The organism is Pseudomonas saliphila (assembly GCF_008638345.1).
In the GTDB taxonomy this organism is placed as follows: Bacteria; Pseudomonadota; Gammaproteobacteria; order Pseudomonadales; family Pseudomonadaceae; genus Halopseudomonas; species Halopseudomonas saliphila.
Genome location: NZ_VTVA01000019.1, coordinates 1 through 25,894 on the forward strand (window position 1 = coordinate 1; position 25,894 = coordinate 25,894).

Sequence of the window (25,894 nt, forward strand, 5' to 3'; positions counted from 1 at the left end):
GATTACAACGTCAAGGTTCGCGTCAAAGCGGACAATTCCGGTGTCGATCTCGCCAACGTCAAGATGTCGATGAACCCCTTCTGCGAAATCGCTGTGGAAGAGGCCGTGCGCCTGAAAGAGAAAGGCGTGGCGACTGAAATCATCGCTGTGTCCGTCGGCCCGACTGCTGCCCAGGAGCAGCTGCGGACCGCGCTGGCACTGGGTGCCGATCGCGCCATTCTGGTCGAGTCAACCGAACAGCTGAACTCCCTGTCCATCGCCAAGCTGCTCAAGGCTGTGGTCGACAAGGAACAGCCGCAGCTGGTTATCCTCGGCAAGCAGGCCATCGATTCCGACAACAACCAGACCGGCCAGATGCTGGCTGCGCTGTCCGGCTACGGCCAGGGCACCTTCGCCTCGGCCGTCAATGTCGAAGGCGACAGCGTCAAGGTTACCCGTGAAATCGACGGCGGCGCCCAGACCGTGGACCTGAAACTCCCGGCCATCGTCACCACCGACCTGCGTCTGAACGAGCCGCGCTATGCCTCGCTGCCGAACATCATGAAAGCCAAGAAAAAGCCGCTTGAGACCCTCAAGCCGGAAGATCTGGGCGTCAGCACCACTTCGACCCTGTCCACTATCAAGGTTGAAGCACCGGCCGCACGCAGCGCCGGCATCATGGTCAAGTCAGTAGATGAGCTGGTCGACAAACTCAAGAACGAAGCCAAGGTGATCTAAATGACAATTTTGGTTATTGCTGAACACAACAACGCCGAGCTCAATGCGGCCACGCTGAACACCGTGGCCGCAGCCACCGCCATCGGTGGTGACATCGAAGTACTGGTTGCTGGCGAAGGCTGCGCTGCAGTCGCTGACGCCGCGGCCAAGGTCGCTGGCGTGAGCAAGGTCCTGCTGGCTGACAACGCCGCCTACGCGCACCAGCTGCCGGAGAACATCTCCCTGCTGGTAGCCGAGATCGGTAAAAACTACAGCCACATCCTGGCCAGCGCCAGCACCAACGGCAAGAACTACCTGCCACGCGTTGCGGCCCTGCTGGACGTCGATCAGATCTCCGAGATCATCGCCGTTGAAAGCGCTGACACCTTCAAGCGTCCGATCTATGCCGGTAACGCCATTGCCACCGTGCAGTCCAGCGCGGCGGTCAAGGTCATTACCGTACGTTCCACCGGGTTTGACCCGGTTGCCGCCGAAGGCGGCAGCGCCAGCGTCGAAAACCTCGACGTGGCCCAGGACGCCGGCGTGTCCAGCTTCGTTGGCGAAGAGCTGGCCAAGTCTGACCGTCCCGAGCTGGCCGGTGCCAAGATCGTCATCTCCGGCGGCCGCGGCATGCAGAACGGTGAGAACTTCGAAATGCTGTACAAGCTGGCCGACAAGATCGGCGCCGCCGTGGGTGCCTCGCGCGCCGCAGTGGATGCTGGTTTCGTACCCAACGACATGCAGGTCGGTCAGACCGGCAAGATCGTTGCCCCGCAGCTGTACATCGCCGTCGGTATCTCCGGCGCGATCCAGCACCTGGCCGGCATGAAAGAGTCCAAGGTGATCGTTGCGATCAACAAGGACGAAGAAGCGCCGATCTTCCAGGTAGCCGACTACGGTCTGGTGGGTGATCTGTTCCAGATCATCCCCGAGCTGGACGGCAAGCTGTAAGTAACGTTTGAGCGGTAATGAAAACCCGGCCTCGTGGCCGGGTTTTTTTATGCCCGTGCATTCAGAATTGTCGCTGGACCAGCCCGCTGTTTCGAATATCTCATGTCGCGATGATTTTTCGGAAACCCCGTCTACGCCGACATTGGATAGGATCTGCCTACGATCATCAGACACATGGTAGACACCGATGGATTTCAATTTTACAGAAGAACAAAAAGCTTTCGCCGAATCTGTACGCCGTTTCGCCCAGCGCGAACTGGCTGATGGCGCACTTGAGCGCGCCCATGCGAGCGACTATCCATGGGACGTCGCCGCCAAACTGGCTGAACAGGGGATGCTCGGCATCACCATCAAGGAAGAAGACGGCGGCATCGGGGGCACCTTGATGGATGCGGTCATCGCCATCCAGGAGCTGGCGCTGGTTTGTCCGAAAAGCGCCGACGTGGTGCAGGCAGGCAATTTTGGCGCCATCCGCACCTTCGCCGAATACGCCTCTCCGGAGCTGAAAGAACGCTTCCTGCCTGATCTGATTGCCGGAAGAAGTCTGCTGGCGCTGGGTATGAGCGAGCCTGGCGCGGGTTCTGCCGTCACCGAACTGAAAACATCTGCAAAAGAAGACGGCGACCACTACATCATCAATGGCTCCAAGGTCTTCTCCACCCATAGTCCGCACGCCAACACTTTTCTGATCTACGTTCGCTTTGGACCCGGTCTGGACGGCATAGGCTCGGTGATTGTCGAGCGCGGCACCCCGGGCTTTGAGGTTGGTCAGCCCTCACCTTTCATGAGCGGTGAGGAATGGTGTCAGCTGTACTTCGCCGACTGCCGCATTCCCAAGGAAAACGTACTGCTCGGCCCGGGCGGTTTCAAAAAGCAGATCTCCGGCTTCAACGTCGAACGTATCGGCAACTCCTCCCGTGCCCTCGCACTCGGCCGTCATGCTTTCAATGTAGCGCGGGATCATTGTTTGACCCGCGAGCAGTTCGGTCGACCGCTGTGTGAGTTTCAGGGTCTGCAATGGAAGTTCGCCGAAATGGCGCTCAAACTCGAATCCGCCCAGCTGCTGCTGTACCGCGCTGCAGTGAACGCCGACGGCGGACTGCCCTCCGCTTATGAAACGAGCGTGGCCAAGATGGCTTGCAACCTGGCCGGCTGGGAAGTATCCAACGAGGCACTACAGGCGATGGGCGGCTACGGCTACTCCACCGAGGCGCTGGTGGAATATTGTGTCAAGCGAACCCGCGGCTGGATGATTGCCGGCGGCTCCATCGAGATACTGAAAAACCGCATAGCTGAAGACGTGTTCGGACGCCGCTTCGATCAACGTCCGCCGAAAGCCTGAGCAGGAGACGCCATCATGCAGGAAACTATCAATGCTTCCATCGCTGCTGCCCTGCTGAAGCCCAGATCCATTGCCCTGGTAGGCATTTCTGACGATGCCGCCAAGACCAATGGTCGACCGCTGCGCTTTCTGCGCATGGCTGGTTACGCCGGGACCATTTATAACGTCAATCCCACCCGCGCCGAGGTACAGGGCGAGAAAGCCTACCCGTCGCTATCTGCGCTACCGGAAGTGCCGGAGCATGCGTTCATTCTCACTAACTCAAAGCTGGCCGTTGACGCTGTGGAAGAATGCGGGCAACTGGGAATCCCCGTGGCGACCATTCTCGCTGGAGGTTTCTCAGAATCCGGCGCCGAAGGCATAGCCCGCGAGCAAAAGCTGCGCGAGATTGCCAGGCGTACCGGCGTCCGGGTGCTAGGCCCATCCAGCCTCGGTGTGGTCAACCTGCGCGAGAAGCTGGTGCTGACCGCCAATGCCGCCTTTGCCGAACCTGATCTTCCGGTTGGGGGCATCTTCTGCGCCTCCCACAGCGGCAGTATGCTCGGTGCGCTGACGTCTCGCGGACGCAGCAAGGGCGTGGGTTTTTCCGGCTTGGTTTCGGTCGGCAGTGAGACTGACCTGTGTATCGGCGAAATCTGCGAAAGCACATTGGACGACCCGAGCATCACCGGTTACATGCTGTTCCTCGAATCCATGAGCCATGCCGACAAGCTACGTCAGTTCGCCTTGGGCGCAGCCAGGCGCGGCAAACCGGTGGTGGCTTACAAGCTCGGCCGCTCCGACGTAGCCGCAGAACTGGCGGTCTCCCATACGGGCGCTCTGGCCGGGGAGGACGCGGTGGCTGAAACCTTCTTCCGCGATTGTGGCATCGCTCGCGTGGAAACGCTCGAGGGCTTTCTCGAGGCCCTGCCTCTGCTGGCGCGTCTACCCCTCGACACTCTGAATACCGAAGGTCGCAAGCCCACCGTCGGTGTGGTTACGACCACCGGCGGCGGCGCTGCCATGGCAGTGGATCAGCTTGGCATTCGCGGCGTCTCGGTGATACCACCGACTGCCGAGACCCTGGCCCGCATGGCCGAACGTGGGATCAACGTCAGCCACGGAGGCATTGTCGATCTGACGCTGGCTGGAACCAAATACGAGATAATGAAAGCGGCGCTGGAAGTCATGCTGACCGCTCCTGAGTTCGACATGGTAGTGGCAACTGTCGGGTCCTCCGCACGTTACAACCCGGATCTGGCGGTCAAGCCGGTGATCGACTCGGCGAATTTCAGTGATAAGCCCCTCGCCTGCTTCGTGGTGCCTGAGGCACCTGCCGCTCTGGCCCTGTTAAATGAAGCCGGGGTGCCCAGCTTCCGTACGCCTGAAGCCTGTGGTGACGTGATCGCTGCTGCCTTCGCTCGCCGACGCCCCACTGAACTGGTCCGTATCGACGGACCAGCCAAAGGCGAGCGCATGCTCAACGAAGCCGACGCTTACGCTTTAATTTCGCCGCTGGGTGTGCCCCATGCAGCCTACAAAGTGCTCAACGTCGCCGAGCCGGTACCGGCGCTAGGGTTCGACTACCCGGTAGTGGTCAAAGTGTTACACGACGACATCGCGCATAAGACCGATGTTGGGGGCGTGATACTGCCCGTGCATGATGCAGAGGAGCTGGCCGAGGCCATGCGGCGCATCGTCGATAATATCGCCACCCATCGTCCCGAACTTACCGTGGAACGCGTATTGGTACAAACCATGAGCAAGGGTCTTGGCGAGGTGCTAGTGGGCTTCCGTCGCGATCCCGAAGTCGGTCCGCTAATAATGCTAGCCGCTGGCGGCATCCTTACCGAAATCTACTGTGATCGCGCCATCCGTCTGGCTCCCGTAAGCCTGGAGGCGGCCCGGGAAATGGTGAGTGAGGTCAAGGCCCTGCAGGCTTTAGCCGGCTATCGAGGGCGTCAGGAAGGCGATCTGGAAGCCATTGCCCAGGCTGTCAGTGATTTCTCGAAACTGGCATTGCAGCAAGACTGCATGATCCTCGAAGCCGAAATGAACCCGCTGCTGGTCAAACCGAAAGGCGAAGGTGTCATTGCGGTCGACGCCCTGGTTCGAATTGCCTGAGAAACCGCCCATGAACCCATGCATAACAATCGAACGCGAAGGCGACGTCGCCGTTATCCTGATCAACAATCCGCCGGTCAACGCCGGCTCACTGGAGGTGCGCAGCGGTCTGCTGGAGGCGTTGAATATTGTCACCCTTGAGCCCGAGCTGATGGGTGCTGTGATCATTGGAAAAGGCGGATTCTTCATCGCCGGATCTGACCTCAGCGAGTTTGGCAAACCCCTGCAGGAACCACAATTGCCCGTCGTGATCGAGGCCATTGAGTGCTGCAATAAGCCCGTGGTCGCTGCTCTACATGGTGCTGCGCTAGGCGGGGGCTTCGAGCTGGCGCTGGGTTGTGATGCACGAATCGCTACCGAAAAAACCATCGTCGGGCTGCCCGAAGTTACCCTGGGTATGATTCCAGGGGCAGGTGGCACCCAGCGGCTACCGCGACTGATCGGCATCCCCAAAGCTATTGAGATGATTTGTTCGGGCGAGCGCATCAAGGCACCTGAGGCACTGGACCTGGGTATCGTCGATGCGGTCGTGGATGGCGATCTACGTTCGGCTGCGATCACCTTTGTGCGCGAGATGAAAGGCAAGCGCCGGGTACGGGACCTGCCCATACCACCTGCCGGCGAGATCGCTGTTAACGATGCAGCTCGTCGCGCCCTCAAGCTGGGCAAAAATCGCCCGCAAATCCATGCAGCAATCAAGACTATTGTCGACTCCACCCTGCTACCCGTGGACGAGGCTTTAGCGAGCGAGCGAGCCATTTTTCAGAGGCTACGCCTGACCGATGAAGCATTCGCCGCGCGGCACCTGTTTTTTGCCGAGCGGGAGGCTGCCAAGCTCGGGAACATCAGCAACGTGTCGCCTCGGTGCATAACTACCGTGGCGGTCGTCGGGGCTGGCACGATGGGCAGCGGTATCGCTCTGGCGATCCTGCAGGCAGGGCTGGATGTCGTGCTGCTGGAACAATCCGAGGGGGCACTGGTTAGCGGCGTAGGCCGTATCAAGGAACATTACTCCCAGCGTGTAGCCGACGGTCGCATGCAGCAAAAGCAGGCCAATGTCGCGCTTGCTCAGTTACGTCCCACTACGGACTGGACCCAAATATCTCGGGCACAGCTGGTTATCGAAGCGGTATTTGAGGACTTGGCGGTTAAACAGGACTTGCTACGCCGGGTCGAACCGTTGCTCGGTGCAGAGGTAATCTTCGCCACCAACACATCCTATCTGGACGTTGATGCTATTGCGGAGGTCGCGCAGCGGCCGCAAAACGTCATCGGCCTGCATTATTTCAGTCCCGCGAATGTGATGCGCCTGGTAGAAGTGGTACGCGGGATGTACAGCTCTTCCGAAGCCATCGCCACCGGTTTTGCCTTGGTGCGCCGACTGGGCAAGCTGCCGATTCTGGCCAACAACGCCTTCGGCTTTATTGGCAATCGCATTTATGCAGCGTGTCGCCGCCAGTGTGAACTCATGCTGGAAGAAGGCGCACTGCCCGCGGAGATCGATGCGGCCATGGAGTCCTTCGGCTTTGCCATGGGCCCCTTTGCTGTCGCGGATTTGTCGGGTCTTGATATCGCCTGGCGCATGCGCCAGGCTCGAGCGACGCAGCGCGATCCGCGGGCGCGGTATGTGGAGATTCCGGACCGTCTGTGCGAGATGAACCGCCTGGGTCGCAAGACCGGGGCGGGCTACTACCGCTATAGCGGCAAAACGCGCAGCGAGGATAGGCAAGTCACTGCATTGATCGAGCAGATATCAGCCAGTAAAGCGATAACCCGTCAGCCTTTTAGCCGCGAGGCAATTGTTGAGCGGGTACTCCTGACCATGGCCAACGAAGCGGCCCTATTGCTGACGGAGGGTGTCACCACGCGCGTCGGCGATGTGGATCTGGTGCTGGTGCATGGCTTCGGCTTTCCAAAGTGGGAAGGCGGCCCTTCCTTCTGGGCCAGCCGACAGCCGCTGGCTCACCTGAAACGTCGCCAACAGGAGCTGGCTCGGGTAACCGGCCATGGCTTCGTCAAGGGCGACCTAGCGTTGTTCCATCATATGCATAACCGTCAGTCGATCTCTGCGACAGCCTGATTATCAGGCGAATGAAAACGCCCCGGGCAGTTGCGCTCCCGGGGCGTTTTTTTGTCTGCCGCTCAGGTCTGCCAAGATTACTCCGCGCAGACCCCTCCACTGACTTGCAGCACGCTTCCTGTTACAGCGCAGCCAACCCCAGATCCTTCAGCTGCAACTCATCGAGCCTCCATAACTGCCCACGCAGTTTGCCCATGGCTTGCTCCCCCAATATCGGCGCGACCAGTTCGGCAAACTTGTCGTCAAGCTCGGTATCGCTCATCGGCGCTTCCGGATCACCCTTGCGATAGGGCGCAAAATGTTCCAATTCGCGACCATCACTCAGGATCAATTTGACCCGGGCCGCGCGTACTCCGGGAAATTGGCGGGTCAGCTCGGCGTCGGCACGCAGAACCACACGCTGCATCATGTCGCGCGTGTGTTGTTCCGCCAGTCGCTCCGAGCTGAATGCTGCCAGGCGCACGGATCCGTATCGCAGGGCTTGAACAAGCACATAAGGAAGGCTGAATTTGGCCTGGTAAGCCAACTCGGGCTCATAATTGCCAGTCACATCCAGAGCCACCTGATACGTATCAACCTCGATTCGCTGCACCTGCTCACGCTCATCAGCGGACAACTGCTCACGCAGCAATTGCACCGCATCGATAGCGGCGAAAGTGTGACCACAGCAGCCGTGGGTTTTCTGAGTGATACGGGTAATATTGTAGATCTCACCCAGGCCTGCAACGGCTTTACTCCACTGCGGATCGTTGCTCATTGCCGCACCAAAGCCAACCTCGCCCTCCAGCATGTCGACGGCGCCGGTAACGCCCGCCGCTGCGGCTCTGGCTGCAGTAATCCCGGCCGATGCCGCGTGGCCGCCATGCAGTGCCTTGGTCATGCATTCAGAGCGGAACGCTTGCTGCAGACCCGACGCGAACGAGCCGGCTGTGCCCAACGCGTTGACCATCACCTTACGGTCTCCAGGAGCCAATAGAAAAGCAGCCGCCGCAGCAGAGGCGAAGCAGCCGATGGTGCCAGTGGTATGGAAGAATCGGTAGTGTGATGGCTGCACTGCGGCTCCGATGCGCGTAGAAATCTCGTAACCGATGACCACAGCCTTGAGCATGTCACTTCCGCTGGCATTCAGCTGCTCGCCCATGGCTAGCGCAGCAGCGACTGTAGGCACGCCAGGGTGGTAGACCGCATCGCGAAAGATGTCATCAAACTCAATGGCATGGGATGAAGTGCCATTGATCCAGGCGGCTGTGCCTGGCAAACAGGTGCTGGCAAAGCCTGGAATGGAGCACTTACCAATACCGACCTCATCGGAGTACGCCTTCACCAGGCGCTGTGCGACAGGTTCACGCGTTCCTGGGTAGAGGGCAGAAAACCAATCCAACACCGCACGTTTTGCATGGTGGACGACCTGCTCATCCAGAGGGCGGGCCGCTTCGCGAACGCTATAATCGGCCAGTTCTTCAATCAAAGTTGGCATGGGATTCCTACTTTCAGGGGGGTGATCAATGGGGATCGAAAACCCGCCGGGTACCTGCGCTACTCAATTTCTTTAAGCAGCCAGTCACGGAACAGGCTGATCTTGGTTGCTCTAGGCGAATCCGGCTGGGTCACAAGGTAATAACCAAGATCCCGGGTCAAGGTATGTTCACAAAAATAAAGCAGCGTGCCGGAGCGCAGTTCCTGCTCCACCATCCTGGTCTGCGCCATGGCGATACCCAATCCATCCTGAGCTGCCTGATAGGCAAGCAATGAGCTGGGCAACATGAATGGATCTTCTTCCATCTGGTACTCGATGCCCGCCGACGCCAGCCAATCGCTCCAATCGCTTTTGCGGTAGTGGGAGTGGATCAACCGGAACCCGAATACATCTGCCGGACTGCGACCAGTCGGCGTGCCGCTGACCAGCTTTGGTTTACAGACTGGGCGCATCTCATCGTTGAACAGAAAAAGGCTATCGAGCCCTTCCCAATCGCCCTTGCCCAACTGGATCGAGGCGTCCACCTTCTCCGCACTGAAGTCCACCGGAGCTACCGCTGTGGTAATGCGGATACGCAACTCCGGATGCATCGTCTGCATCTGAGGCAGGCGATGCATCAACCAGCGCGCCGCAAAAGTCGAGTAGACGCGGATACGTAGTGGTTCATCATCCATTTGAGCTGTCAGCCCGCGGGTGGCGATCACGATACGGTCGAACGCCGGATGAATGCCTTGGTAATACTGCTCACCAATGTCGGTAAGACGGATTCCAGAGCGATCACGGTGAAAGAACTGCACCTGCAGATAGCTTTCCAGCAGGCTGATCTGTCTGCTCACAGCAGATTGACTCACATGCAGTTCTTCAGCTGCTTTGGAAAAGCTCTTAAGTCTGGCAACGGACTCAAAGACGCGAAGGGCATTCAGTGGAGGGATTTCACGCATTGAAGTGCGACCTTTGACGTTATCGGGTGCCAAAGCCTACTACTGCCGGCGCGGACTTACATGTCGTTTTGTCTGGTTCATACCGTCGCAGAGCGCGCATCGCGCGCTCTGCGACAATCGGCAACCCAGGACTCAGGAAAAACTCGCTGTGGTCGCCCGCGTTCTGAACAGGCTGGTGTTGGTAACCAGAAACAGAGCTAGTACCCCCAGAGCAGCTACATTGGTCCAGAGCAACGGCATTAAACAGCCGAGTGCAGCTGCAGCCAGGAGTAAACGCCAGAGTGCATTGACCGGCTTGTGCAGGTAACCCACCAGCGCGATTGCCATCATCCATACGGCACACGCCGCAAATACACAGGTCATCAAGATTTCATGCCATGCACCGATACCCAGCAGTGATGGGTTGAAGACGATCATGATTGGCAGCACAAACCCGGTCAGGCTGATACGGAAAGACTCGATCCCGGCTTCGAACGGATCACAGCCGGCAATCCCTGCTGTCGTATAAGCCGCTAGGGCAACCGGGGGCGTAATCGGCGCGTAACAGCAATACATAAACACAAAGAAGTGCGCAACGATCAGCGGCACACCCATCTGAATCAAGAACGGAGCGGCAGTCACTGCCATGACAATGTAGGCCGCCGTCGGTGGCAGCCCCATTCCCAATACAATGGAAATGACCATGGCAAACAGCAGCGCAACAACCAGATACCCCTGGGAGGCATTCATCAGAATATCCGACAGCTTCAGACCCAAGCCGGTCATACCCAGCATACCGATGATGATACCAGCGGTAGCGCAAGCCACAGACACTACCAACACCTTGCGCGGGGTCTCGATCAGCGCATCGAACAGGTTCCTCATGGGTACTTTGAGTTCGGGACGAAAGATGTTGTAGGCAACCGTGGTGACCAGAATTATCAAGGTCGCAAACAATGCAGCGCGCAGGGGTGAGACGCGTAATACCGCCAACGAGAATACCAGTACGCCCAGTGGGATCAGCAGTCGTAGACTTTTCATCAAGGCATCGCGCTTGCCCGGAATTTCCTCTGGCGGCAGCGACTTCATGTTTCCCTTGCGCGCTTCATTTCCAACCACAAACATCAACGCCGCGTAGAACAGCAATGCAGGGATAAGCGCATGAGTGATGATGCTGCTGTACGGAACGCCCGTCATGTCCGCCATAACGAAAGCACCCGCGCCCATGATCGGCGGCATTAACGAAGCGCCAGAGGCACCCACAGCCTCGATAGCCGCAGCCGTCTTGGGCTTGTAGCCAACGCGCTTCATCAGCGGAATGGTAAAGGCGCCCGTGGTCGCTGCGTCAGATACCGGACTACCGGAGACCATACCCACTGTCGCGGTGGAAATAATACCTACTTTAGCCGGGCCTCCCTGATATTTGCCGGCAAGTGCATTGGCCAGGTTGATGAAGATGGCGCCAACCCCGCTTTTCTCCATGAAGGTGCCAAACAGAATGAACAGGAAAACATAGGTCGCAGCCACACCCAGAGGAACGCCATAGATGCCTTCTGTAGAGAAAAACATCTGCGTGACGATACGCTCCAGGTCGCGACCCGAATGACCAAAGGGCTCGGGCAGATATTGACCGAAATAGCTGTATAGCAGCGAGAACACTGCCAATAGCGTCATCACCCAACCGACCGTACGGCGAGTAGCTTCCAGGAGCACGACAAGGGTGGTGGCGCCAATAATCAAATCCAGTGTGGTCGGATCACCGATACGGTAGATCAAATCGTCGAATGTGATGTACAGATAAGCACCACTAGTCGCGGCCGCCAGCACCAGAGGCACATCGATAAACAACGTGCGCTTGGAATCCTTGATCGCGGGAAAGAAAAGAAATACCAGCGTCAAAACGAAAGAGAGGTGAATGCTGCGTTGCAGCAAGGCGGTCATCAGGCCGTTGGTGGCGGTAAAGACCTGAAACCCAGTAAACAGCAACGAGATGGCGATAATCGCCAGTCCCAGCATTTTTTTATTAGTCATAATGCTTCCTCTGACCGTATTCAGGCAGGCGTATCCGCCCGGAATCGGAGATGGGAGGGCTACGCCCTCCCGACATCAGTTCAATAGACCGACTTCGCGGTAATATCGGGCAGCACCCGGATGCAGTGGCAACATGGTTTCTGCCGCGGCCTCTAGCGTGGTCTGCTTGAAGGCGTGGTTGATGTTTTCCAACTCCTCTTTGTGCTCGAACACGGTCTTGACGATCTGGTACGCATTTTCCTCGGAGAGATGTTCCCCCGAGACGACCAACGTCTGCACTGAAACGGTCTGAGTATCCTCAGGCACTCCCTTGTAGGTATCGCCCGGGATAACGGCCGTGTTAAGGAACGGATAGGTTTTCTGAATCGTGCTGGCTTGGGTGTCACTGAGCGACAACAGCCTGACAGGGTTAGTCATGGCGAGGCTCATGATAGCCGGCGCCGGATAATTCACGCCTAGAAATACAGCCTCGACAGTGCCGTCCTGCAGCGCCTCGACGCCTTCAGTAAAGGTCAGAAACTCAGGGCGGAAATCACGGTAAGTGATCCCAAGAGACTCCAACATCATGCGAGTCTTGACCTCGGTACCCGAGCCCGGCGCACCCACAACAACCCGCTCCCCCCGGATATCCTCGATGTCGCTGATATCATTGTTCTTGAGGGTAACGATGTGGTGGGGCTGTTGGTACATGTTGAACAAGCCATACATCTCGACTTTCTTTCCCCGGAAGTGCTTGGACTTCTCGTAGTCGATATAGGCTTCATGAACAACGTCGGCGGAGGCCGTCGCCAGATCGGCCTGGCCCTTGCCGAGCATCTTGAGGTTTTCTACCGTGCCGCCAGTTGATTCTGCGACCATGGAAATGGTTGGAACATATTTGCTGACGACGTTCGCCATCGCACCACCATAGGCATAGAAGACACCGGTGGTGCCTGCCGTTGCTACGGATAACTGGGACTGCTCGGCATACGCCGAAGTGACACCGGTTGCGCTCAGGGCGGATGAAATACCTACGAAAGCCAGCGCTCTCAGTTTTGTGATTGTCATTCGAGACTCCAAGATCTTTTTTTTGTGTAGTCGCGTGTTCAGCAGACCGGTGTTGTCTTCACGCAGGCTGCGGAAATCCGATTTAGCGCGCTTTTGCATCTCCAGCACTGTCGCGCTGTGGCAACGGCCGTTGACCAGGACCCAATCATATCCAAACGCCAGAGCGGTGGTTTTACCAAAAATCATGATGGGATGAGTTATGTGAAAACTCGGAGCAGTTAGCCGTTAGTAGAGTTCACCCACCGCGGCCAGCACGAAGACGTGCAGCCGCGGTAACCGTGCAACTCTAATAACAAATGGTGAACATCTTGACTTTTCGCATACTGATTTCTGCCGTTCCGCTCGCACTAGCAGCCACTTGCGCCAGTTGGTCGCCCCTTGCCAGCGCTGCATTTATCGAAGACAGCAAGGCCAACCTTGAGCTACGCAATATTTATTTGAATCGAGATTTCAGAGAAGGTGACGGCCAGTCCAAGCGTGAAGAATGGGCTCAGGGCTTTCTGCTGCAACTGCAATCAGGCTATACCGAAGGCACCGTAGGGTTCGGGGTAGATGCTCTCGGGTTGCTCGGGGTCAAACTGGACTCCAGCCCTGACCGAGCTAATACCGGATTATTGCCGGTGCATGATGACGGTCGCGCTGCCGATGAGTTCGCCCATCTGGGTGTCACTGGTAAGATCCGCGTTTCGCAAACCGAGCTAAAGATCGGTACGCATATACCTGTTTTGCCGGTGATCAAACCGAACAATGGACGAATCATACCGCAGACTTTTGACGGCGTGATGCTCACCTCCCGCGATATCGGCAACCTAGCGATCACTGCCGGCCAACTAAAGGAAACCAAACAGCGCAACTCCTCCAATCGCGAGACCCTGCAGCTCAATAACAAGAACAGCCGATTCGTAGGTGGTGCAGAGGCGGACTATTTCAATCTGTTCGGGGTTGAAGCGCCGGTAACTGAGACGCTGAAACTAAGCTTTTTCAGCTCTGAACTGGACAATATTTATCGCCAGCATTTCGTGGGACTAAATTATGCGCGCCCGCTGGGTCTGGGCAAGGTGACCGCTGACATAAGGCTATCGGTCAGCGATGATTACGGCCGGAAGGTCGGAGGCGAAGTCGACAACCAGGCATTCAACGGCATGGCCTTTTACGCGCAGGCTGGCCACAAATTTGGTCTGGGATGGCAGCGAATGCATGGTGATACCGGCTTTGCCTATATCAGCGGCACCGATCCCTATCTGGTTAACTTTTCCCAGATTAACGATTTCGCCAACCCCGGCGAGCGTTCCTGGCAGGCCCGTTATGATTACGATTTCGCCAATGCAGGGGTTCCAGGCCTTAGCTTCACAACTCGCTACGTGCGAGGATCCAATGCCGAGATTATCAATTCAACGGCGAATGGAAAGGAATGGGAGCGCGACTCCGAGCTGCGCTATGCATTCCAGAGCAAGCCTCTGAAAAACCTGTATGTCCGGCTGCGTAACGCAAGCTATCGTTCGAACTTTGCTCGGGACGTTGACGAATTTCGGGTGGTCATCGGCTACACCTTAGCTCTTCGGTAAAATCACCCAGGGCGCCTTCACGGGCGCTCTGATGCTTTAGAAAGATAGGCGATGAAAAACGAATCCTCCACACTGCTTAGTGCGCTGCCACGTTGGCTACAGTGGATAATCCTGATTGGCGGCGGCGCCCTGGCAGGCTATCTACTGCATTACATTGGACTGCCTGCGGCGCTGTTCCTCGGACCGATGATTGTCGCCGTGAGCATGGGCGTAGCCGGGAGCAGCATCCATGTTCCCCGGCTGCTGTTCCGCTCCGGTCAGGGCATCGTCGGCTTGATGGTCGCCAAATCCGTCACGCTGGGCGTGCTGTTGGCGATGGCCTCCGAATGGCACCTGATGCTGATCATGACCGTAGTGACGCTGGTCCTTAGCGCTGCGGTGGGGCTCGGCATGATCCGCTTCGGCGGTATTCCCGCCAGCGCCGCCGCCTGGGGCACAGCCCCCGGGGCTGCATCAGCCATGATTGCCATGGCAGAGGAAGACGGTGCAGACGGTCGATTGGTCGCCTGCATGCAGTATGTGCGGGTGGTGTGCGTGGTAATGCTTGGCGCCTGGATCAGTCATCTGGTCGTTGCGCCAGAGGCCATGCAGCCCGTCTCAGACGCCGCCGATGTTCCGCTGAGCCTGATCGGTCTGGCTGCCACCCTGCTGGTCGCCTTCATCGGTGCCTTGAGCGGCCGGTTCGTGCCATCCGGTGCCTTGCTGACGCCGGTGATTCTCGGTAGTGCCCTACAGCTGCTCGGCTGGCTGGACATCACCCTCACCGAGCCGATCCTCGCGCTGGCCTATGGCGCCATCGGCAGCTATATCGGCCTGCGCTTCGACCGTGCCACGGTGCTGCGGGTCGCCAGGCTATTGCCGACCATCATCACCGCCAACCTGGCGTTGATACTCCTGACCACCGGCCTCGCCTGGCCGATCAGCTGGGTGTTCTCCCGCGATTTTCTCTCGGTGTTTCTCGCTATTTCGCCCGGCGGTCTGGATGCCATGGCGATCATCGCGGTGGAAACCGGCTCCGATGCCAGTTTCGTCGTCGCGCTGCAAACATTGAGACTGATTGGAGTGGTGCTCACCGGCAAGCTGTGCGCGCAGGCGCTGATTGTGCTGTCACGTCGATTGAACGCCTGAAGAGAAACGGGGCTTTCAGGTCAGGAGGGGGTTCGTGGCCACTTCTTGAGCCTGATCAATGTCCGGCTCGGCCTGGGCCGTTATCCTGCGCGGCTTTCTTGTCTTGTACACAGGATCGCTTCATGCCCCACGCTCCCGAACTCCTGGCTCCGGCCGGTACCCTGAAAGCCATGCGTTATGCCTTTGCCTACGGCGCCGATGCGGTCTACGCCGGCCAACCCCGTTACAGCCTGCGCGTACGTGAAAACGACTTCCACAACCCGGCGTTGATGGCTGAGGCGATTGCCGAAGCCCATGCGCAGGGTAAAAAATTCTATCTGGCCAGTAACATTGCGGCGCATAACAGCAAGGTCACCACCTATCTCCGGGATCTGGAGGAAGTCGTGGCCATGGGACCGGACGCCGTGATCATGTCCGACCCGGGGTTGATCATGCTAGTGCGCGAGCGCTGGCCGGACTTGCCGGTGCATCTATCGGTCCAGGCGAATGCCACCAGTTGGGCCACCGTCAAGTTCTGGCAACAGCAGGGTCTGGAGCGGGTCATTCTGTCCCGCGAGCTATCACTGGACGAACTGGAAGAAATTCGCCGCCAGTGCCCGGACATGGAACTGGAAGTCTTTGTCCATGGCGCGCTCTGTATTGCCTATTCCGGCCGCTGCCTGCTGTCTGGCTATTTCAATCACCGGGACGCCAATCAAGGCGCCTGTACCAATTCCTGTCGCTGGAAATACGACCTGCAACCGGCAACGGAGACTGCCGAAGGCAACGTCGAACCCGTGGTCAGGGAAGTCGCGGCCCAGCCGGTATATCTGCTCAACCAGAGTGACAAGCCAGACGAGCCCATGGCTATCGAGGAAGATGAGCACGGCACCTACATCATGAACTCCAAGGATCTGCGCGCCGTCCAGCACGTCCAGCGGTTCGTTGATATGGGCATGCACTCGCTCAAGATTGAGGGCCGCACCAAGTCCCACTTCTATGTCGCGCGCACCGTGCAGACCTACCGCCGAGCGATCGACGATGCCGTCGCCGGCCGGCCCTTCAATCTGGATCTGATGGATGACCTGGAAAGCCTGTCGAACCGTGGCTACACCGAAGGCTTTTACCGCCGCCACCCGCCGGGCGTCTATCAGAACTACGAACAGGGCGCCTCACGCATGGAGCGTCACCAGTTTGTCGGTGAGGTTCTGGAAGAGGACGACGACTGGCTGACCATCGCGGTGAAGAACCGCTTCAGCGTCGGCGATCGACTGGAGCTGATGACGCCGCAGGGCAATTATCCGTTGGCTCTGGAAACGCTGCAGGATCGCCAGGGTCGCTCGCTGGAGGTCGCACCAGGTGACGGCCACGTGGTGCGCATCCCGCGTCCCGCCGCGGCCAGTGCCAAAATGGGCCTGTTGTTGCGTTGCCTGAAAGATTGATTGCATCACCTGCGGCTTTTTCATAGAGAGGGATGGAATTTTTTCGGCATAATGCTGCCTTACAACGCAGCCGTGGGCGGACATCCAGCTTCGCCCGCCTGCGCTGGCTGAACAGGCCGCTCGCGGCCGGCATTTTTCGGAGAGTAGATTTCTATGGATTGGCTGCAGGTTATCGTTCTGGCGATCGTTCAGGGCGTCACTGAATTTCTTCCGGTATCCAGCTCGGCCCATTTGATTCTGGTGCCGGTCTTGACCGACTGGGCAGACCAGGGTCTGGCCTTTGATGTCGCCCTGCATCTGGGCAGCCTGTCTGCGGTAGTGATTTATTTCCGCCGGGATATCATCGGCATGACCACCAGCTGGACCCGTTCGCTGACTACCAGGCAACTGGATGCGGACGCCAAACTGGCGTGGGCAGTCATCCTCGGCACCATCCCCGTCGGCCTCGCGGGCCTGGCGTTCAAGGACACGATCGAGACCGTTCTAAGATCACCGGTATATATCGCAGCCGGCCTGATCGTGTTCGGCCTGCTCCTGAGCTGGGCGGACTGGCGACACAAGGGCGAGCGCACTGAGCATCAGATGAACTGGAAAGATGTCGCCGTCATTGGCCTCTTCCAGGCTGTGGCGCTGTTCCCAGGCACCTCACGTTCAGGCATCACCATGACTGCGGGCCTGCTGATGGGGCTAAGCCGTGAAGCCTCGGCGAGGTTCTCTTTTCTACTGTCGATACCGGTAATCGTGCTTGCCTGCGGACTGGAAACCATCAATCTGATTCAGGCCGATGTTGTCGTCGACTGGCTGGCCATGGCGGGCGGCATCGTCGCATCCGGCGTCAGCGCCTACCTGTGCATTCATTTCTTCCTCGAGTTCATCAACCGCATCGGCATGCAGCCCTTTGTGATCTACCGGATTGTTCTGGGTGTAGCACTGCTCTGGATCTTTTACTGATCAATGCCACCCGGCGCAGCGCCTGCTGCGCCGGCAGTCTTTTTATTCACTACAGCACCTGACCTGTTACTGGCGACGTCAATGACCGGGATCAATAACCTGCTGGAAAACCCATGCTTTAATAGTGTCGAAGAGCCATTATCCCGATAATAGCTAACGACGACTAACCATGACTAATAACAATGCCGCTACTTGATGCTCTCAGTGACCGGATGCGCTCGCTGCTCCCCAACGAACTCGCGGCCAGTGAAATACCTCGGTTGTTATCGCCACACCGGCACAACTTCCTGCTCAGTCAGCGCCGCGCCACGCTGATCGTTAACCGCGTGCGACTCTTCGCGTTCCTCTTTGCTGTGCTCACGCCGCTATGGAGCATTGTCGATGCGCTGGTGTTTCCGCTGCACCTGTGGCTGATTCTGGCAGCCTTGCGCCTGAGCGTATGTGCCGCCTCCATCTGCCTGCTGCTGATGTATCGGCCCAGCGGCAATCTGTTTGATGCCTATCGGGCAATCGCTATCCTGTTTGCCATACCGACGGTGTTTTACGTCATTTCGCACACCCTGTTGGGCAGTTACAACCTGGCGGCGTTTTCCGGTGCGGTGAGCGCCGGTTATGCCTTTCTGCCCTTCGTGCTGATGGCAGGACTGGCGATTTTCCCTTTGACGCTGGTCGAGAATCTGACGCTGGGCCTGGTCTTACTCTTGGCTCAAGCGCTCGCCGGCTATCTGAGTTGGAGTACCTTGAGCTGGCCCTCATTCATGGGGGCATTCTGGCTGCTGGTACTGATCGCTGGCGTGACCAGCCTGGCCTGCATGAGCCAGCTGGCGTTTATGATCGCGCTGATTCGCCAGGCGATTCGTGACCCTTTGACCGGTGTCTATTCCCGCGGCAGCGGCGAGGAGATTCTTAACCTGCAATGGGCTGCTGCCCAGCGCAATAACAGCGGACTTGCCGTCGCGTTCATCGATCTGGATTTCTTCAAGAGCATCAATGACGGTTTCGGTCACCATGCTGGGGACAAGGTGCTGCGCGAGGCAACCCTCTGCGTTCTGGGTTGCCTGCGCAGTTCGGACAGCCTGGTGCGGTGGGGCGGCGAGGAGTTCCTGCTGATCATGCCCGATACCGATATGACCCAGGCGCGCAAGGCTATCGACCGCCTGCGTACTGCAGGTTTCGGCACGCGTCCTGACGGCGCACGGTTGACCGCGAGCATTGGGTTGGCCGAACGCTGTTTCGACCACGCCGAAACGTATCGCCAGTTATTTAAAATCGCCGACGGCCGAATGTACGTGGCGAAGAACAGTGGGCGTGATCAGCTGTGCGCCAGCGAATGGCGCACAGCTGAAGCCGTTTAGAAGCTCAGGTCCAGTTTGGCCCACAGGGTGCGGCCGGGTTCGTTGATTCGGGTTTCTGCCGGAAAGCCAAACCCGGCATTCCCCGCCAGATTGAGGTGCTCTGCGTAAGTCTTGTCGAGCAGGTTATCCACGCCGCTACTCAGCGTTACTGCCTCACTGAAGCGATAAGCGCCATTAAGCGAGAACACGCCGAAGCCTGACGAATCCCCGAGATCCTGACCGACCACGCTGCCCTTGTTGATGGCTGTGCGGCTTTGTTCGGCGACTACGCGCCAGAGTGCACCAGCGCTCCAGTTGTCCCGCTCATAACTCAGATTGAAACGCGCATCGATCGGTGGCATCTGCGGCAGGGCCTCGCCATCGCTGCGGTTTCTGCCCCAGGCCCAGGCCAGGCTGGCGTCGGTCTTCCAGTTATCGGTCAGCTCATAGGCAACGCCGGTTTCTGCACCCATGATGCGCGCATCAATATTGCTGGCGGTGCTGGTACCGGTGCCGTAATCAAACAGGATGAAGTCGTTAACCATGCCCGCATAGGCCGACACCCAGGCCTCAAGCCCTTCGCGCTGATATTGAATGCCCAGGTCCAGCTGAGTAGTCCGTTCCGGCTCGATGCCATCGAAGGCGTTGACTGCCCCCGGAGAGCCTTTGGGCGAGAACAACTCCCAGTAATCAGGGAAACGCTGCACATGGCCGATGCCAATGTAGGCGGTGGCAGCCATGTCGGACAGGTCGTGCTCAAACCGGACAAATCCGCTGGGCAGGGTTTCGCGCCGGCTGTCGTTGGCGGTGGGGTTAGGCATCGTCATGCCCATCATGGCGCCGCTGACGCGAGCACGCAGGTCGTCGACGTGATGTTGGTCCAGCCGCAGACCGCCGATCCAGCGCTGCCTGTCACTCAGCGACCAGGTCAGTTCGGAGAACATGCCGATCTGGCTAAATTCGGCATCCTTTTGCCAGGCCTGATTCTCGTAACTGTCTACACCCATGCCCGTTCGGGTACGGTGCGCGTTGCGTTGCCCATCCAGGCCGGCAAGCAGTTCGATATCGTCCCAGCCCCAGGTAGCGCTGAAGCGCGCGCCCAGGGTACGGCGGTCCACGTTGGTCGCCCGCGGTCCAACCATCATGCCGGTGGTGGGCGGTGTGCGCAGACTGTAGTTATCCATCACATGGTCGGCGTAATTGTAATAGAAGCGGGCCTCCAGCTCGCGCAACGCACCCTCGTGCAGGGTTTTCTCGAAGCGCAGGCCCAGGCTTTCGCGCTCAAACTGCGAGCCATCCATCCCGCGCCCGGCATAACGCGCTTCGGCATCGCCAGCTCCGACACTCAGTTCAAGCAGAGTGTCGTCATCCGGCCGCCAGCCCAGTGCCAGATCGGTATTCCATTTGTTCCAGCGCGAAGGAACGCGGTCTCCGTCTCCATCCTTATAATCGCCGGATCGCGAGCGGTTGCCGCTCAGGCGAATGTAACCGTCGCGGCTACCCAATGCGCCATCGACCTGCACATCCCGCCGGGTGTTGGAGGCAGCCACGGCAGTGGCATCCAGTCGGCTACCCGGCTCATCAAATTCCTCCGGCAAGCGATCGAACAGAACGGTACCTGCCGATGCACCCGGCCCCCAGGCAACACTCTGCGGACCCTTGATAACCGTCAGCTGATCAAAATTCTGGGGCGCGATATAGGAGGAAGGCGCGTCCATCCGGGACGGGCAGGCCCCCAGCATTTCGCCGCCATTGGTCAAAAGCTTCAGGCGCGAGCCAAACATCCCGCGTAGCACTGGATCGCTGTTACTTCCACCGCCACGGATGGAGGAGAATCCGGGAATGGTTTTCAGATAATCGGCTGCATCGCTGGCCGGAATGGGCTGGCGAGCCTGTTTCGGGTCAGTGATGATCGTCAGTGGTGAACTCTGCTGCACGGCGGTGATCACCCGCGGCGCCAGCTGCAACGCTTCCGGCTGCGCATGATGGGAATGGTCTTCAACAGACCAGGCAGCGGTGCTGGCGGCAGCCACGGCCAGACACAGTATTGCGGGCACAAAGGGGGAGTGCGACATGTTAGTTGTCTCAATATCGATCAGAAATCAGGTTCCGAAAATTCGGAGCTAATGTTATTGACGAGTCAGGAGACAGCTGGCGGCGCGCGTGGCTGCACATGCGCCCGTTCGGTGGAGACCAGAGGCACAGCCCGCGTGACGCTGCTGGCAAAGGGCTGGCCGACCGGAAACAGCTCTGCTGTCCAGTGCGAGCTCAGCGCAACACTGGCGCCCGAGGCACATAGCGGGCATCCAAGCGACGCCGCCAGGTTGCCGCTATATTTTTTCGCCCGGCATCTCCGAGCCCATGCCGGTCTTACTGCCAGCATGCTCGACGCCATTGTCGTGCGAAGCGCTGACGAGGTTGGCGGCAACCGCATGGCTGCTGTGCACGCAGCAGGCGACTGCATTGAACATCACACACCAGCCGAATAGCACAGCCAACCAGGCGCGCGTGCGCCGGTTCATTGCACCGTTAAGTGTCGGTCTGGTTAGTGATGATGAACGCACCCAATAGCCCCGCTACGATAGAGATCCCTGGTTATCGCTTCCGGGAATGGGTGAACCCGGGAGCGAACGGCAGAGACAGTATCAGGGTTTTATCCGGCGTTGGGTTTGATCCGTATCAAGCTCAAGATGCAGGGTCGAGAATCGGCAACGCTGGATTCAGCAAATCCCCTCGCATTCAAGGGCTTAGTCCGCCATCCGTGGCAGCATTCGCTGCGACGACTCAGGCTCGCTATGACGCGAGTTCCAGATCTTCTACCAGCGCCTTCAGGAAGCGCGCCGCCTCCCCTCCCGTGACCGCGCGATGGTCAAAGGTCAGCGATACCGGCAGGATCGCGTGCACCGCCGGCTCGCCCTGCCAGGCCACTACCGCCTCGCGGATGACGCCTGCGCCAATTATCGCCACCTGCGGCGGCAGTACCACCGGGCTGGCATAGCGGCCGAACAACGTGCCGAAGTTGGACAGGGTAATAGTCGCACCCATCAGTTCCGAAGGCGGTATCGAGCGGTTTGCCACGTCCCGGCGTAGCCTGGCCAGGCCTTCGCGCAGGTCCTCAGCCTCGCGGTTGGCGACATCCCGGAGTACCGGAACAAACAGACCGTCGGGGGTATCGACGGCGACACCCAGATCCACCTTGTCATGTGTCATAACGCTGAGCCGGCGACCATCAAATGCAACGTTCAACGCCGGCTCGGCCAGACAGGCGCGTGCGATCGCGCGCGCCAGCCGGATAATCGGGTCCCGCGCGTCAGCCGGCCAGGCATGCAGGTCAGCATCCTCGACGATCATCACCGGCACCACTTCAGCATGTGCCCGGGCCATATTCTTGGCCATGGTCCGCCGTACGCTGCGCAATGCCGTGCCCTCGAAGCCGGCCGGGCCCTCCCCGGCTGCGCGCACATCCTGCTCGGTAATCAGCCCATTGGAACCTGATCCGCTGAGTCGACCCAGATCCACGTCCAGCTTGCGCGCCAGGGCGCGGACGGCCGGCGCCGCGCGGGCCGGTTGGAAATCCCGGGTAGAGGGCGCGGCGCCGATATGAAAATCATCGGCGGCCAGATCGCTTGAACCGCTGGCACCGCCGAGATTGCCCACCACGGTGCCGCTGTCTTCTGCTTCCCCTTCGAAGCCCACCAGCGGCTCCCCCACATGCAACAGGTCACCGGGCTTGCCGAAGCAGCGCGCGATGGTGCCCGCGTAGGGAGACGGCACGTCGACAATCGCCTTGGCGGTTTCCACCGACACCAACAACTGGTCAACCTCGACCTGATCGCCAGCCTGCACATGCCATTCGACAATCTCCGCCTCTTGCAGGCCCTCGCCCAGATCCGGCAGTTTGAACTGTTTCATATCTCCCCCTGCATAACGTCACGTGCGGCCTGGCAGATCGAACCGACATCCGGCAGATAGGCCATTTCCTGCCGGGCGTAGGGAATTACGCAATCGAAACCGGTCACGCGCAGCACTGGAGCCCGTAGCGCGTGCAGTGCCTGTTCCTGCACTGTCGCAGCAATCTCAGCGCCCGGGCCGTAGCTGCGCGCCGCTTCATGCACCACGACGCAGCGTCCGGTCTTGCTCACCGAGGCGACCAGGGTGTCGGTATCCAGCGGTTTGAGCGTCGCCACGTCGATCACCTCGCAGTCAATGCCTTCGTCGGCGAGCAGCGCCGCCGCCTCGAGGGTTTCCTTGAGCGCCGCGCCCCAGCTGACCAGGGTCAGATCCTGACCTTCGCGCAGCGTGAAGCAGGTATCCAACGGCAATGGCTGGCCGTCATCCGGTACCACCTGCTGTACCGAGCGATACAGCCGTGCGGGTTCCAGAAAGATCACCGGGTCCGGATTGGCAATCGCCGCCAATAGCAGACCGTAGGCACGGCGCGGCGAGGAGGGAATCACCACCCGCAGCCCGGGGATATGCGCAAACAGCGCTTCGGTGCTTTCACCGTGGTGTTCCGGCGCATGAATGCCGGCGCCATGCGGCGTACGCAGCACCATGGGGCAGCTGAGCCGGCCGCGGGTACGGCTGCGCAGGCGGCTGGCATGGGAGACCAGATGCTCCATGCCGGCATAGATAAACCCCATGAACTGGATCTCGGCCACCGGCTTGAGCCCCTGCGCCGCCATGCCGACGCTGATGCCGGTGATCAGTGTTTCCGCCAGCGGCGTATCCATCACCCGGCGGAAGCCGAAGCGCTCATGCAGGCCAACCGTGGCGCGAAACACGCCGCCGTTGGTGCCGATATCTTCGCCCAGCACTACTACGTCCGGGTCATCCTGCATGGCGCGATGCAGCGCCAGGTTGATCGCCTCGACCATCGAAATGCTGGCTTGATCATTCATGGCCCGCCCCTCCCTGCGCATCCAACCGCGCCTGCAACTGCTCGCGCTGCGCCAGGTACTGGGCCGGCAGCTCGGCATACAGATGGTCGAAGGCGGCAGCAGTCTCCGCCGGCGGCATATTGCGGAAGCGTTCCACTGCGTCATTGATGCGCTCGCCATTGGCGCGCTGTAGCTGTTGCTCCTGCTGTTCATCCCACAGCCCGCGCTCGTGCAGAAACCGCTGCAAACGCCCGATGGGCTCGTGCTTCCAGGCCGCGTTGAGCTCCTCGGCGGAACGGTAGCGGCTGGCATCATCAGCGGTGGTGTGATCGCCCAAACGATAAGTGACGCATTCGATCAGCGTGGCGCCTTTGCCAGCGCGGGCGCGCTGAATCGCCTGGCTGACCCGGTCATAGACCGCCAGCACGTCATTGCCGTCCACCTGCTCACCGGGAATGCCGGCCGCCAACGCCTTGTGCGCCAGCGTGGGGGCGGCGCTCTGCAGGCTGCGCGGTACCGATATCGCCCACTGATTGTTGTTCACCACGAACACCATGGGCAGCTGCCAGACGCCGGCCAGGTTGAGGCTCTCGAGAAAATCACCCTTGCTGGTCGCGCCGTCACCGCAGGTGGTCACGGCGACACGGGGCTGCTGGCGGATGCGAAATGCCGAGGCGACCCCGCAGGCATGACAGGCCTGGGTGGCAATGGGCACGCAGATAGGAAAGTCCTCGGCCACCGCCGGGTTCTCCCAGGCGCTGCCGCGTTCGTCACCGCCCCAGTACAGCAGGATCTCGTGCATGGCGACGCCGCGCTGCAGCTGGGTGGAGGTATCGCGATAGTAGGGAATCAACACATCTTCTGCGGTCATGGCATGACCTACTGCCGAGCCAATGGCTTCCTGCCCCAGGGTCGAGGCGTAGGTACCAATCTGGCCGGTGCGCTGCAGCGCAACGCATTTCTGATCGAAGGCGCGCACGAGCACCATGTCCTGGTAGAACGCGCGCAACAACTGCGGATCATCGATCCAGCCCGGCAGATCGCCCTGCGGCTGTCCGTGATCATCAATTAAACGGGTATAAGGAATCTGCACAGTCAACGGCATGGACTGACCTCCTCAACCGGCGCGTCGCGATTGGCACCGGTGGCGGTTGCTGACCGAACCTGTGGGTCGGCCTGTTATTCTCGGCTGGTTTGTGGCCAGCATCTCTGCACATACCCGGATCGCGGGCACCCGGCAGGCGTCATTGCAACGCGCGAAACCGGTTAGCTCGCAGTATAGATCAGGGAATCAGACCTGCTGACCGGATAGCCGGTCAGCAATCGAATAACGGCCAGCGGTTCAGGCGCAGCCAGGCGTGCCGGCGGAGTACTTGAGGCTGGGGTCAACCACAGCATCGAACTGCTGCAGCGCAGTGGAGCCGATCAATAGTGGATAGGAGAACGCGGTGCGGTCGGTCAGGTTGACTTCAATATTCTCCCGTTCACCGCCCAGGCAGACATCCATCTCGATAACCGGACGGGTGGTGTAGTCCTTGGTTTCGCCATCAGGGATGTCATCGGAGCGACGCTTGATCTGGCTGATGCGTATCACCGGACGCTCCAGCGTCTTGCCCTCCTTCTCGCCATCGACGGCCAGATCGAAGCGTACCCAGTCGCTGTCTTGGCGTTCAAAGATTTCGATATTCTGTGCGCTCAGCGAGGCGGTAACCGCTCCGGTGTCCAGCTTGGCGGGTACATCCAACGCCAGGTCGGCGAGTCGTGCTTTTTCGCTGACGCCGTAAACGGTCCGTTCGTTAGCCAATCCTGCGGTTGAAAGCGCCATCAGGCAGGAAAAGAAAGCTACCGATTTCAAATACATGTAAACCTCATTAAGAACTATGGAGCCTCTACGACCACATCGCCTTCAGACTGTTCGGCAACAGACCGACCGCACGTCGGACGACTGAGGGTAAAGGCCCCGGATGC

20 protein-coding genes are annotated in these 25,894 nt (G+C 59.3%); 10 read left to right on the forward strand and 10 right to left on the reverse strand.

The window, feature by feature from the left end:
• The 5 genes from FHK95_RS16955 to FHK95_RS16975 all read left to right on the forward strand — a co-directional run.
• Positions 1–717, forward strand: a 717-nt coding sequence (locus FHK95_RS16955) for an electron transfer flavoprotein subunit beta/FixA family protein (protein ID WP_150305828.1), incomplete at its 5' end; no start/stop codon positions are given.
• Positions 718–1,647 (forward strand): electron transfer flavoprotein subunit alpha/FixB family protein, encoded by a 930-nt coding sequence (locus FHK95_RS16960; protein ID WP_150305829.1) that lies wholly within the window; start codon positions 718–720, stop codon positions 1,645–1,647.
• A 187-nt stretch (positions 1,648–1,834) separates the two neighbouring features.
• Positions 1,835–2,989 (forward strand): acyl-CoA dehydrogenase family protein, encoded by a 1,155-nt coding sequence (locus FHK95_RS16965; RefSeq protein ID WP_150305830.1) that lies wholly within the window; start codon positions 1,835–1,837, stop codon positions 2,987–2,989.
• A gap of 15 nt (positions 2,990–3,004) precedes the next feature.
• On the forward strand, positions 3,005–5,092 hold the full coding sequence (locus tag FHK95_RS16970; RefSeq protein WP_150305831.1) for an acetate--CoA ligase family protein: 2,088 nt from the start codon (positions 3,005–3,007) through the stop codon (positions 5,090–5,092).
• Between the two features lie 10 nt (positions 5,093–5,102).
• Positions 5,103–7,172 (forward strand): 3-hydroxyacyl-CoA dehydrogenase NAD-binding domain-containing protein, encoded by a 2,070-nt coding sequence (locus tag FHK95_RS16975; RefSeq protein WP_150305832.1) that lies wholly within the window; start codon positions 5,103–5,105, stop codon positions 7,170–7,172.
• Between the two features lie 121 nt (positions 7,173–7,293).
• On the opposite strand, the gene FHK95_RS16980 is transcribed toward FHK95_RS16975, so the two are convergent.
• The 4 genes from FHK95_RS16980 to FHK95_RS16995 form a co-directional block, all read right to left on the reverse strand.
• A complete protein-coding gene (locus FHK95_RS16980; protein ID WP_150305833.1) occupies positions 7,294–8,649 on the reverse strand; it encodes an MmgE/PrpD family protein in 1,356 nt (451 codons plus the stop codon).
• Positions 8,650–8,708: 59 nt separating this feature from the next.
• On the reverse strand, positions 8,709–9,590 hold the full coding sequence (locus FHK95_RS16985; RefSeq protein ID WP_150305834.1) for a LysR substrate-binding domain-containing protein: 882 nt from the start codon (positions 9,588–9,590) through the stop codon (positions 8,709–8,711).
• A 132-nt stretch (positions 9,591–9,722) separates the two neighbouring features.
• A complete protein-coding gene (locus tag FHK95_RS16990; protein ID WP_150305835.1) occupies positions 9,723–11,600 on the reverse strand; it encodes a TRAP transporter permease in 1,878 nt (625 codons plus the stop codon).
• 75 nt (positions 11,601–11,675) lie between these two features.
• The gene (locus FHK95_RS16995; RefSeq protein WP_150305836.1) at positions 11,676–12,833 is read right to left on the reverse strand and encodes a TAXI family TRAP transporter solute-binding subunit; all 1,158 of its coding nucleotides are present in this window, start codon (positions 12,831–12,833) and stop codon (positions 11,676–11,678) included.
• 110 nt (positions 12,834–12,943) lie between these two features.
• On the opposite strand from FHK95_RS16995, the gene FHK95_RS17000 reads away from it, so the two are divergent.
• The 5 genes from FHK95_RS17000 to FHK95_RS17020 all read left to right on the forward strand — a co-directional run bounded on the left by FHK95_RS17000 (position 12,944) and on the right by FHK95_RS17020 (position 19,067).
• Positions 12,944–14,212 carry an OprD family porin gene (locus tag FHK95_RS17000; protein ID WP_150305837.1) on the forward strand — a complete coding sequence of 423 codons (1,269 nt, stop codon included), beginning with the start codon at positions 12,944–12,946 and terminating at the stop codon, positions 14,210–14,212.
• Between the two features lie 51 nt (positions 14,213–14,263).
• The gene (locus FHK95_RS17005; protein ID WP_150305838.1) at positions 14,264–15,340 is read left to right on the forward strand and encodes an AbrB family transcriptional regulator; all 1,077 of its coding nucleotides are present in this window, start codon (positions 14,264–14,266) and stop codon (positions 15,338–15,340) included.
• A 122-nt stretch (positions 15,341–15,462) separates the two neighbouring features.
• The gene (trhP, locus tag FHK95_RS17010) at positions 15,463–16,761 is read left to right on the forward strand and encodes a prephenate-dependent tRNA uridine(34) hydroxylase TrhP (protein WP_150305839.1); all 1,299 of its coding nucleotides are present in this window, start codon (positions 15,463–15,465) and stop codon (positions 16,759–16,761) included.
• A gap of 153 nt (positions 16,762–16,914) precedes the next feature.
• The gene (locus FHK95_RS17015; RefSeq protein ID WP_150305840.1) at positions 16,915–17,712 is read left to right on the forward strand and encodes an undecaprenyl-diphosphate phosphatase; all 798 of its coding nucleotides are present in this window, start codon (positions 16,915–16,917) and stop codon (positions 17,710–17,712) included.
• 182 nt (positions 17,713–17,894) lie between these two features.
• Positions 17,895–19,067, forward strand: coding sequence for a GGDEF domain-containing protein (locus FHK95_RS17020; RefSeq protein ID WP_150305841.1), 1,173 nt, complete (start codon positions 17,895–17,897; stop codon positions 19,065–19,067).
• On the opposite strand, the gene FHK95_RS17025 is transcribed toward FHK95_RS17020, so the two are convergent.
• The 6 genes from FHK95_RS17025 to FHK95_RS17050 all read right to left on the reverse strand — a co-directional run bounded on the left by FHK95_RS17025 (position 19,064) and on the right by FHK95_RS17050 (position 25,787).
• Positions 19,064–21,121: a TonB-dependent copper receptor gene (locus FHK95_RS17025; protein WP_150305842.1), complete on the reverse strand. Its 2,058-nt coding sequence runs from the start codon at positions 21,119–21,121 to the stop codon at positions 19,064–19,066. The genes FHK95_RS17020 and FHK95_RS17025 overlap by 4 nt on opposite strands.
• Before the next feature lie 255 nt (positions 21,122–21,376).
• Entirely contained in the window at positions 21,377–21,568 is a 192-nt protein-coding gene (locus FHK95_RS17030) for a hypothetical protein (RefSeq protein ID WP_150305843.1), read from the reverse strand.
• Between the two features lie 271 nt (positions 21,569–21,839).
• On the reverse strand, positions 21,840–22,958 hold the full coding sequence (locus FHK95_RS17035) for a dihydrolipoamide acetyltransferase family protein (protein ID WP_150305844.1): 1,119 nt from the start codon (positions 22,956–22,958) through the stop codon (positions 21,840–21,842).
• The gene (locus FHK95_RS17040; RefSeq protein WP_150305845.1) at positions 22,955–23,947 is read right to left on the reverse strand and encodes an alpha-ketoacid dehydrogenase subunit beta; all 993 of its coding nucleotides are present in this window, start codon (positions 23,945–23,947) and stop codon (positions 22,955–22,957) included. Before FHK95_RS17040 ends, FHK95_RS17035 begins: the two co-directional genes overlap by 4 nt.
• On the reverse strand, positions 23,940–25,031 hold the full coding sequence (gene pdhA, locus FHK95_RS17045; RefSeq protein WP_150305846.1) for a pyruvate dehydrogenase (acetyl-transferring) E1 component subunit alpha: 1,092 nt from the start codon (positions 25,029–25,031) through the stop codon (positions 23,940–23,942). The genes FHK95_RS17040 and pdhA overlap by 8 nt, the downstream gene beginning before the upstream one ends.
• A gap of 237 nt (positions 25,032–25,268) precedes the next feature.
• Positions 25,269–25,787, reverse strand: a complete 519-nt coding sequence (locus FHK95_RS17050) for an ATP-dependent zinc protease family protein (protein ID WP_150305847.1) — start codon at positions 25,785–25,787, stop codon at positions 25,269–25,271.
• Positions 25,788–25,894 lie beyond the last annotated feature (107 nt).

Bases quoted from the DNA above. Each gene is read 5' to 3' on its own strand.
- FHK95_RS16960 (WP_150305829.1), top strand. From the start codon at position 718: ATGACAATTTTGGTTATTGCTGAACACAACAACGCCGAGCTCAATGCG.
- FHK95_RS16965 (WP_150305830.1), top strand. From the start codon at position 1,835: ATGGATTTCAATTTTACAGAAGAACAAAAAGCTTTCGCCGAATCTGTA.
- FHK95_RS16970 (WP_150305831.1), top strand. From the start codon at position 3,005: ATGCAGGAAACTATCAATGCTTCCATCGCTGCTGCCCTGCTGAAGCCC.
- FHK95_RS16975 (WP_150305832.1), top strand. From the start codon at position 5,103: ATGAACCCATGCATAACAATCGAACGCGAAGGCGACGTCGCCGTTATC.
- FHK95_RS16980 (WP_150305833.1), bottom strand. From the start codon at position 8,649: ATGCCAACTTTGATTGAAGAACTGGCCGATTATAGCGTTCGCGAAGCG.
- FHK95_RS16985 (WP_150305834.1), bottom strand. From the start codon at position 9,590: ATGCGTGAAATCCCTCCACTGAATGCCCTTCGCGTCTTTGAGTCCGTT.
- FHK95_RS16990 (WP_150305835.1), bottom strand. From the start codon at position 11,600: ATGACTAATAAAAAAATGCTGGGACTGGCGATTATCGCCATCTCGTTG.
- FHK95_RS16995 (WP_150305836.1), bottom strand. From the start codon at position 12,833: ATGATTTTTGGTAAAACCACCGCTCTGGCGTTTGGATATGATTGGGTC.
- FHK95_RS17000 (WP_150305837.1), top strand. From the start codon at position 12,944: ATGGTGAACATCTTGACTTTTCGCATACTGATTTCTGCCGTTCCGCTC.
- FHK95_RS17005 (WP_150305838.1), top strand. From the start codon at position 14,264: ATGAAAAACGAATCCTCCACACTGCTTAGTGCGCTGCCACGTTGGCTA.
- trhP (WP_150305839.1), top strand. From the start codon at position 15,463: ATGCCCCACGCTCCCGAACTCCTGGCTCCGGCCGGTACCCTGAAAGCC.
- FHK95_RS17015 (WP_150305840.1), top strand. From the start codon at position 16,915: ATGGATTGGCTGCAGGTTATCGTTCTGGCGATCGTTCAGGGCGTCACT.
- FHK95_RS17020 (WP_150305841.1), top strand. From the start codon at position 17,895: ATGCCGCTACTTGATGCTCTCAGTGACCGGATGCGCTCGCTGCTCCCC.
- FHK95_RS17025 (WP_150305842.1), bottom strand. From the start codon at position 21,121: ATGTCGCACTCCCCCTTTGTGCCCGCAATACTGTGTCTGGCCGTGGCT.
- FHK95_RS17030 (WP_150305843.1), bottom strand. From the start codon at position 21,568: ATGAACCGGCGCACGCGCGCCTGGTTGGCTGTGCTATTCGGCTGGTGT.
- FHK95_RS17035 (WP_150305844.1), bottom strand. From the start codon at position 22,958: ATGAAACAGTTCAAACTGCCGGATCTGGGCGAGGGCCTGCAAGAGGCG.
- FHK95_RS17040 (WP_150305845.1), bottom strand. From the start codon at position 23,947: ATGAATGATCAAGCCAGCATTTCGATGGTCGAGGCGATCAACCTGGCG.
- pdhA (WP_150305846.1), bottom strand. From the start codon at position 25,031: ATGCCGTTGACTGTGCAGATTCCTTATACCCGTTTAATTGATGATCAC.
- FHK95_RS17050 (WP_150305847.1), bottom strand. From the start codon at position 25,787: ATGTATTTGAAATCGGTAGCTTTCTTTTCCTGCCTGATGGCGCTTTCA.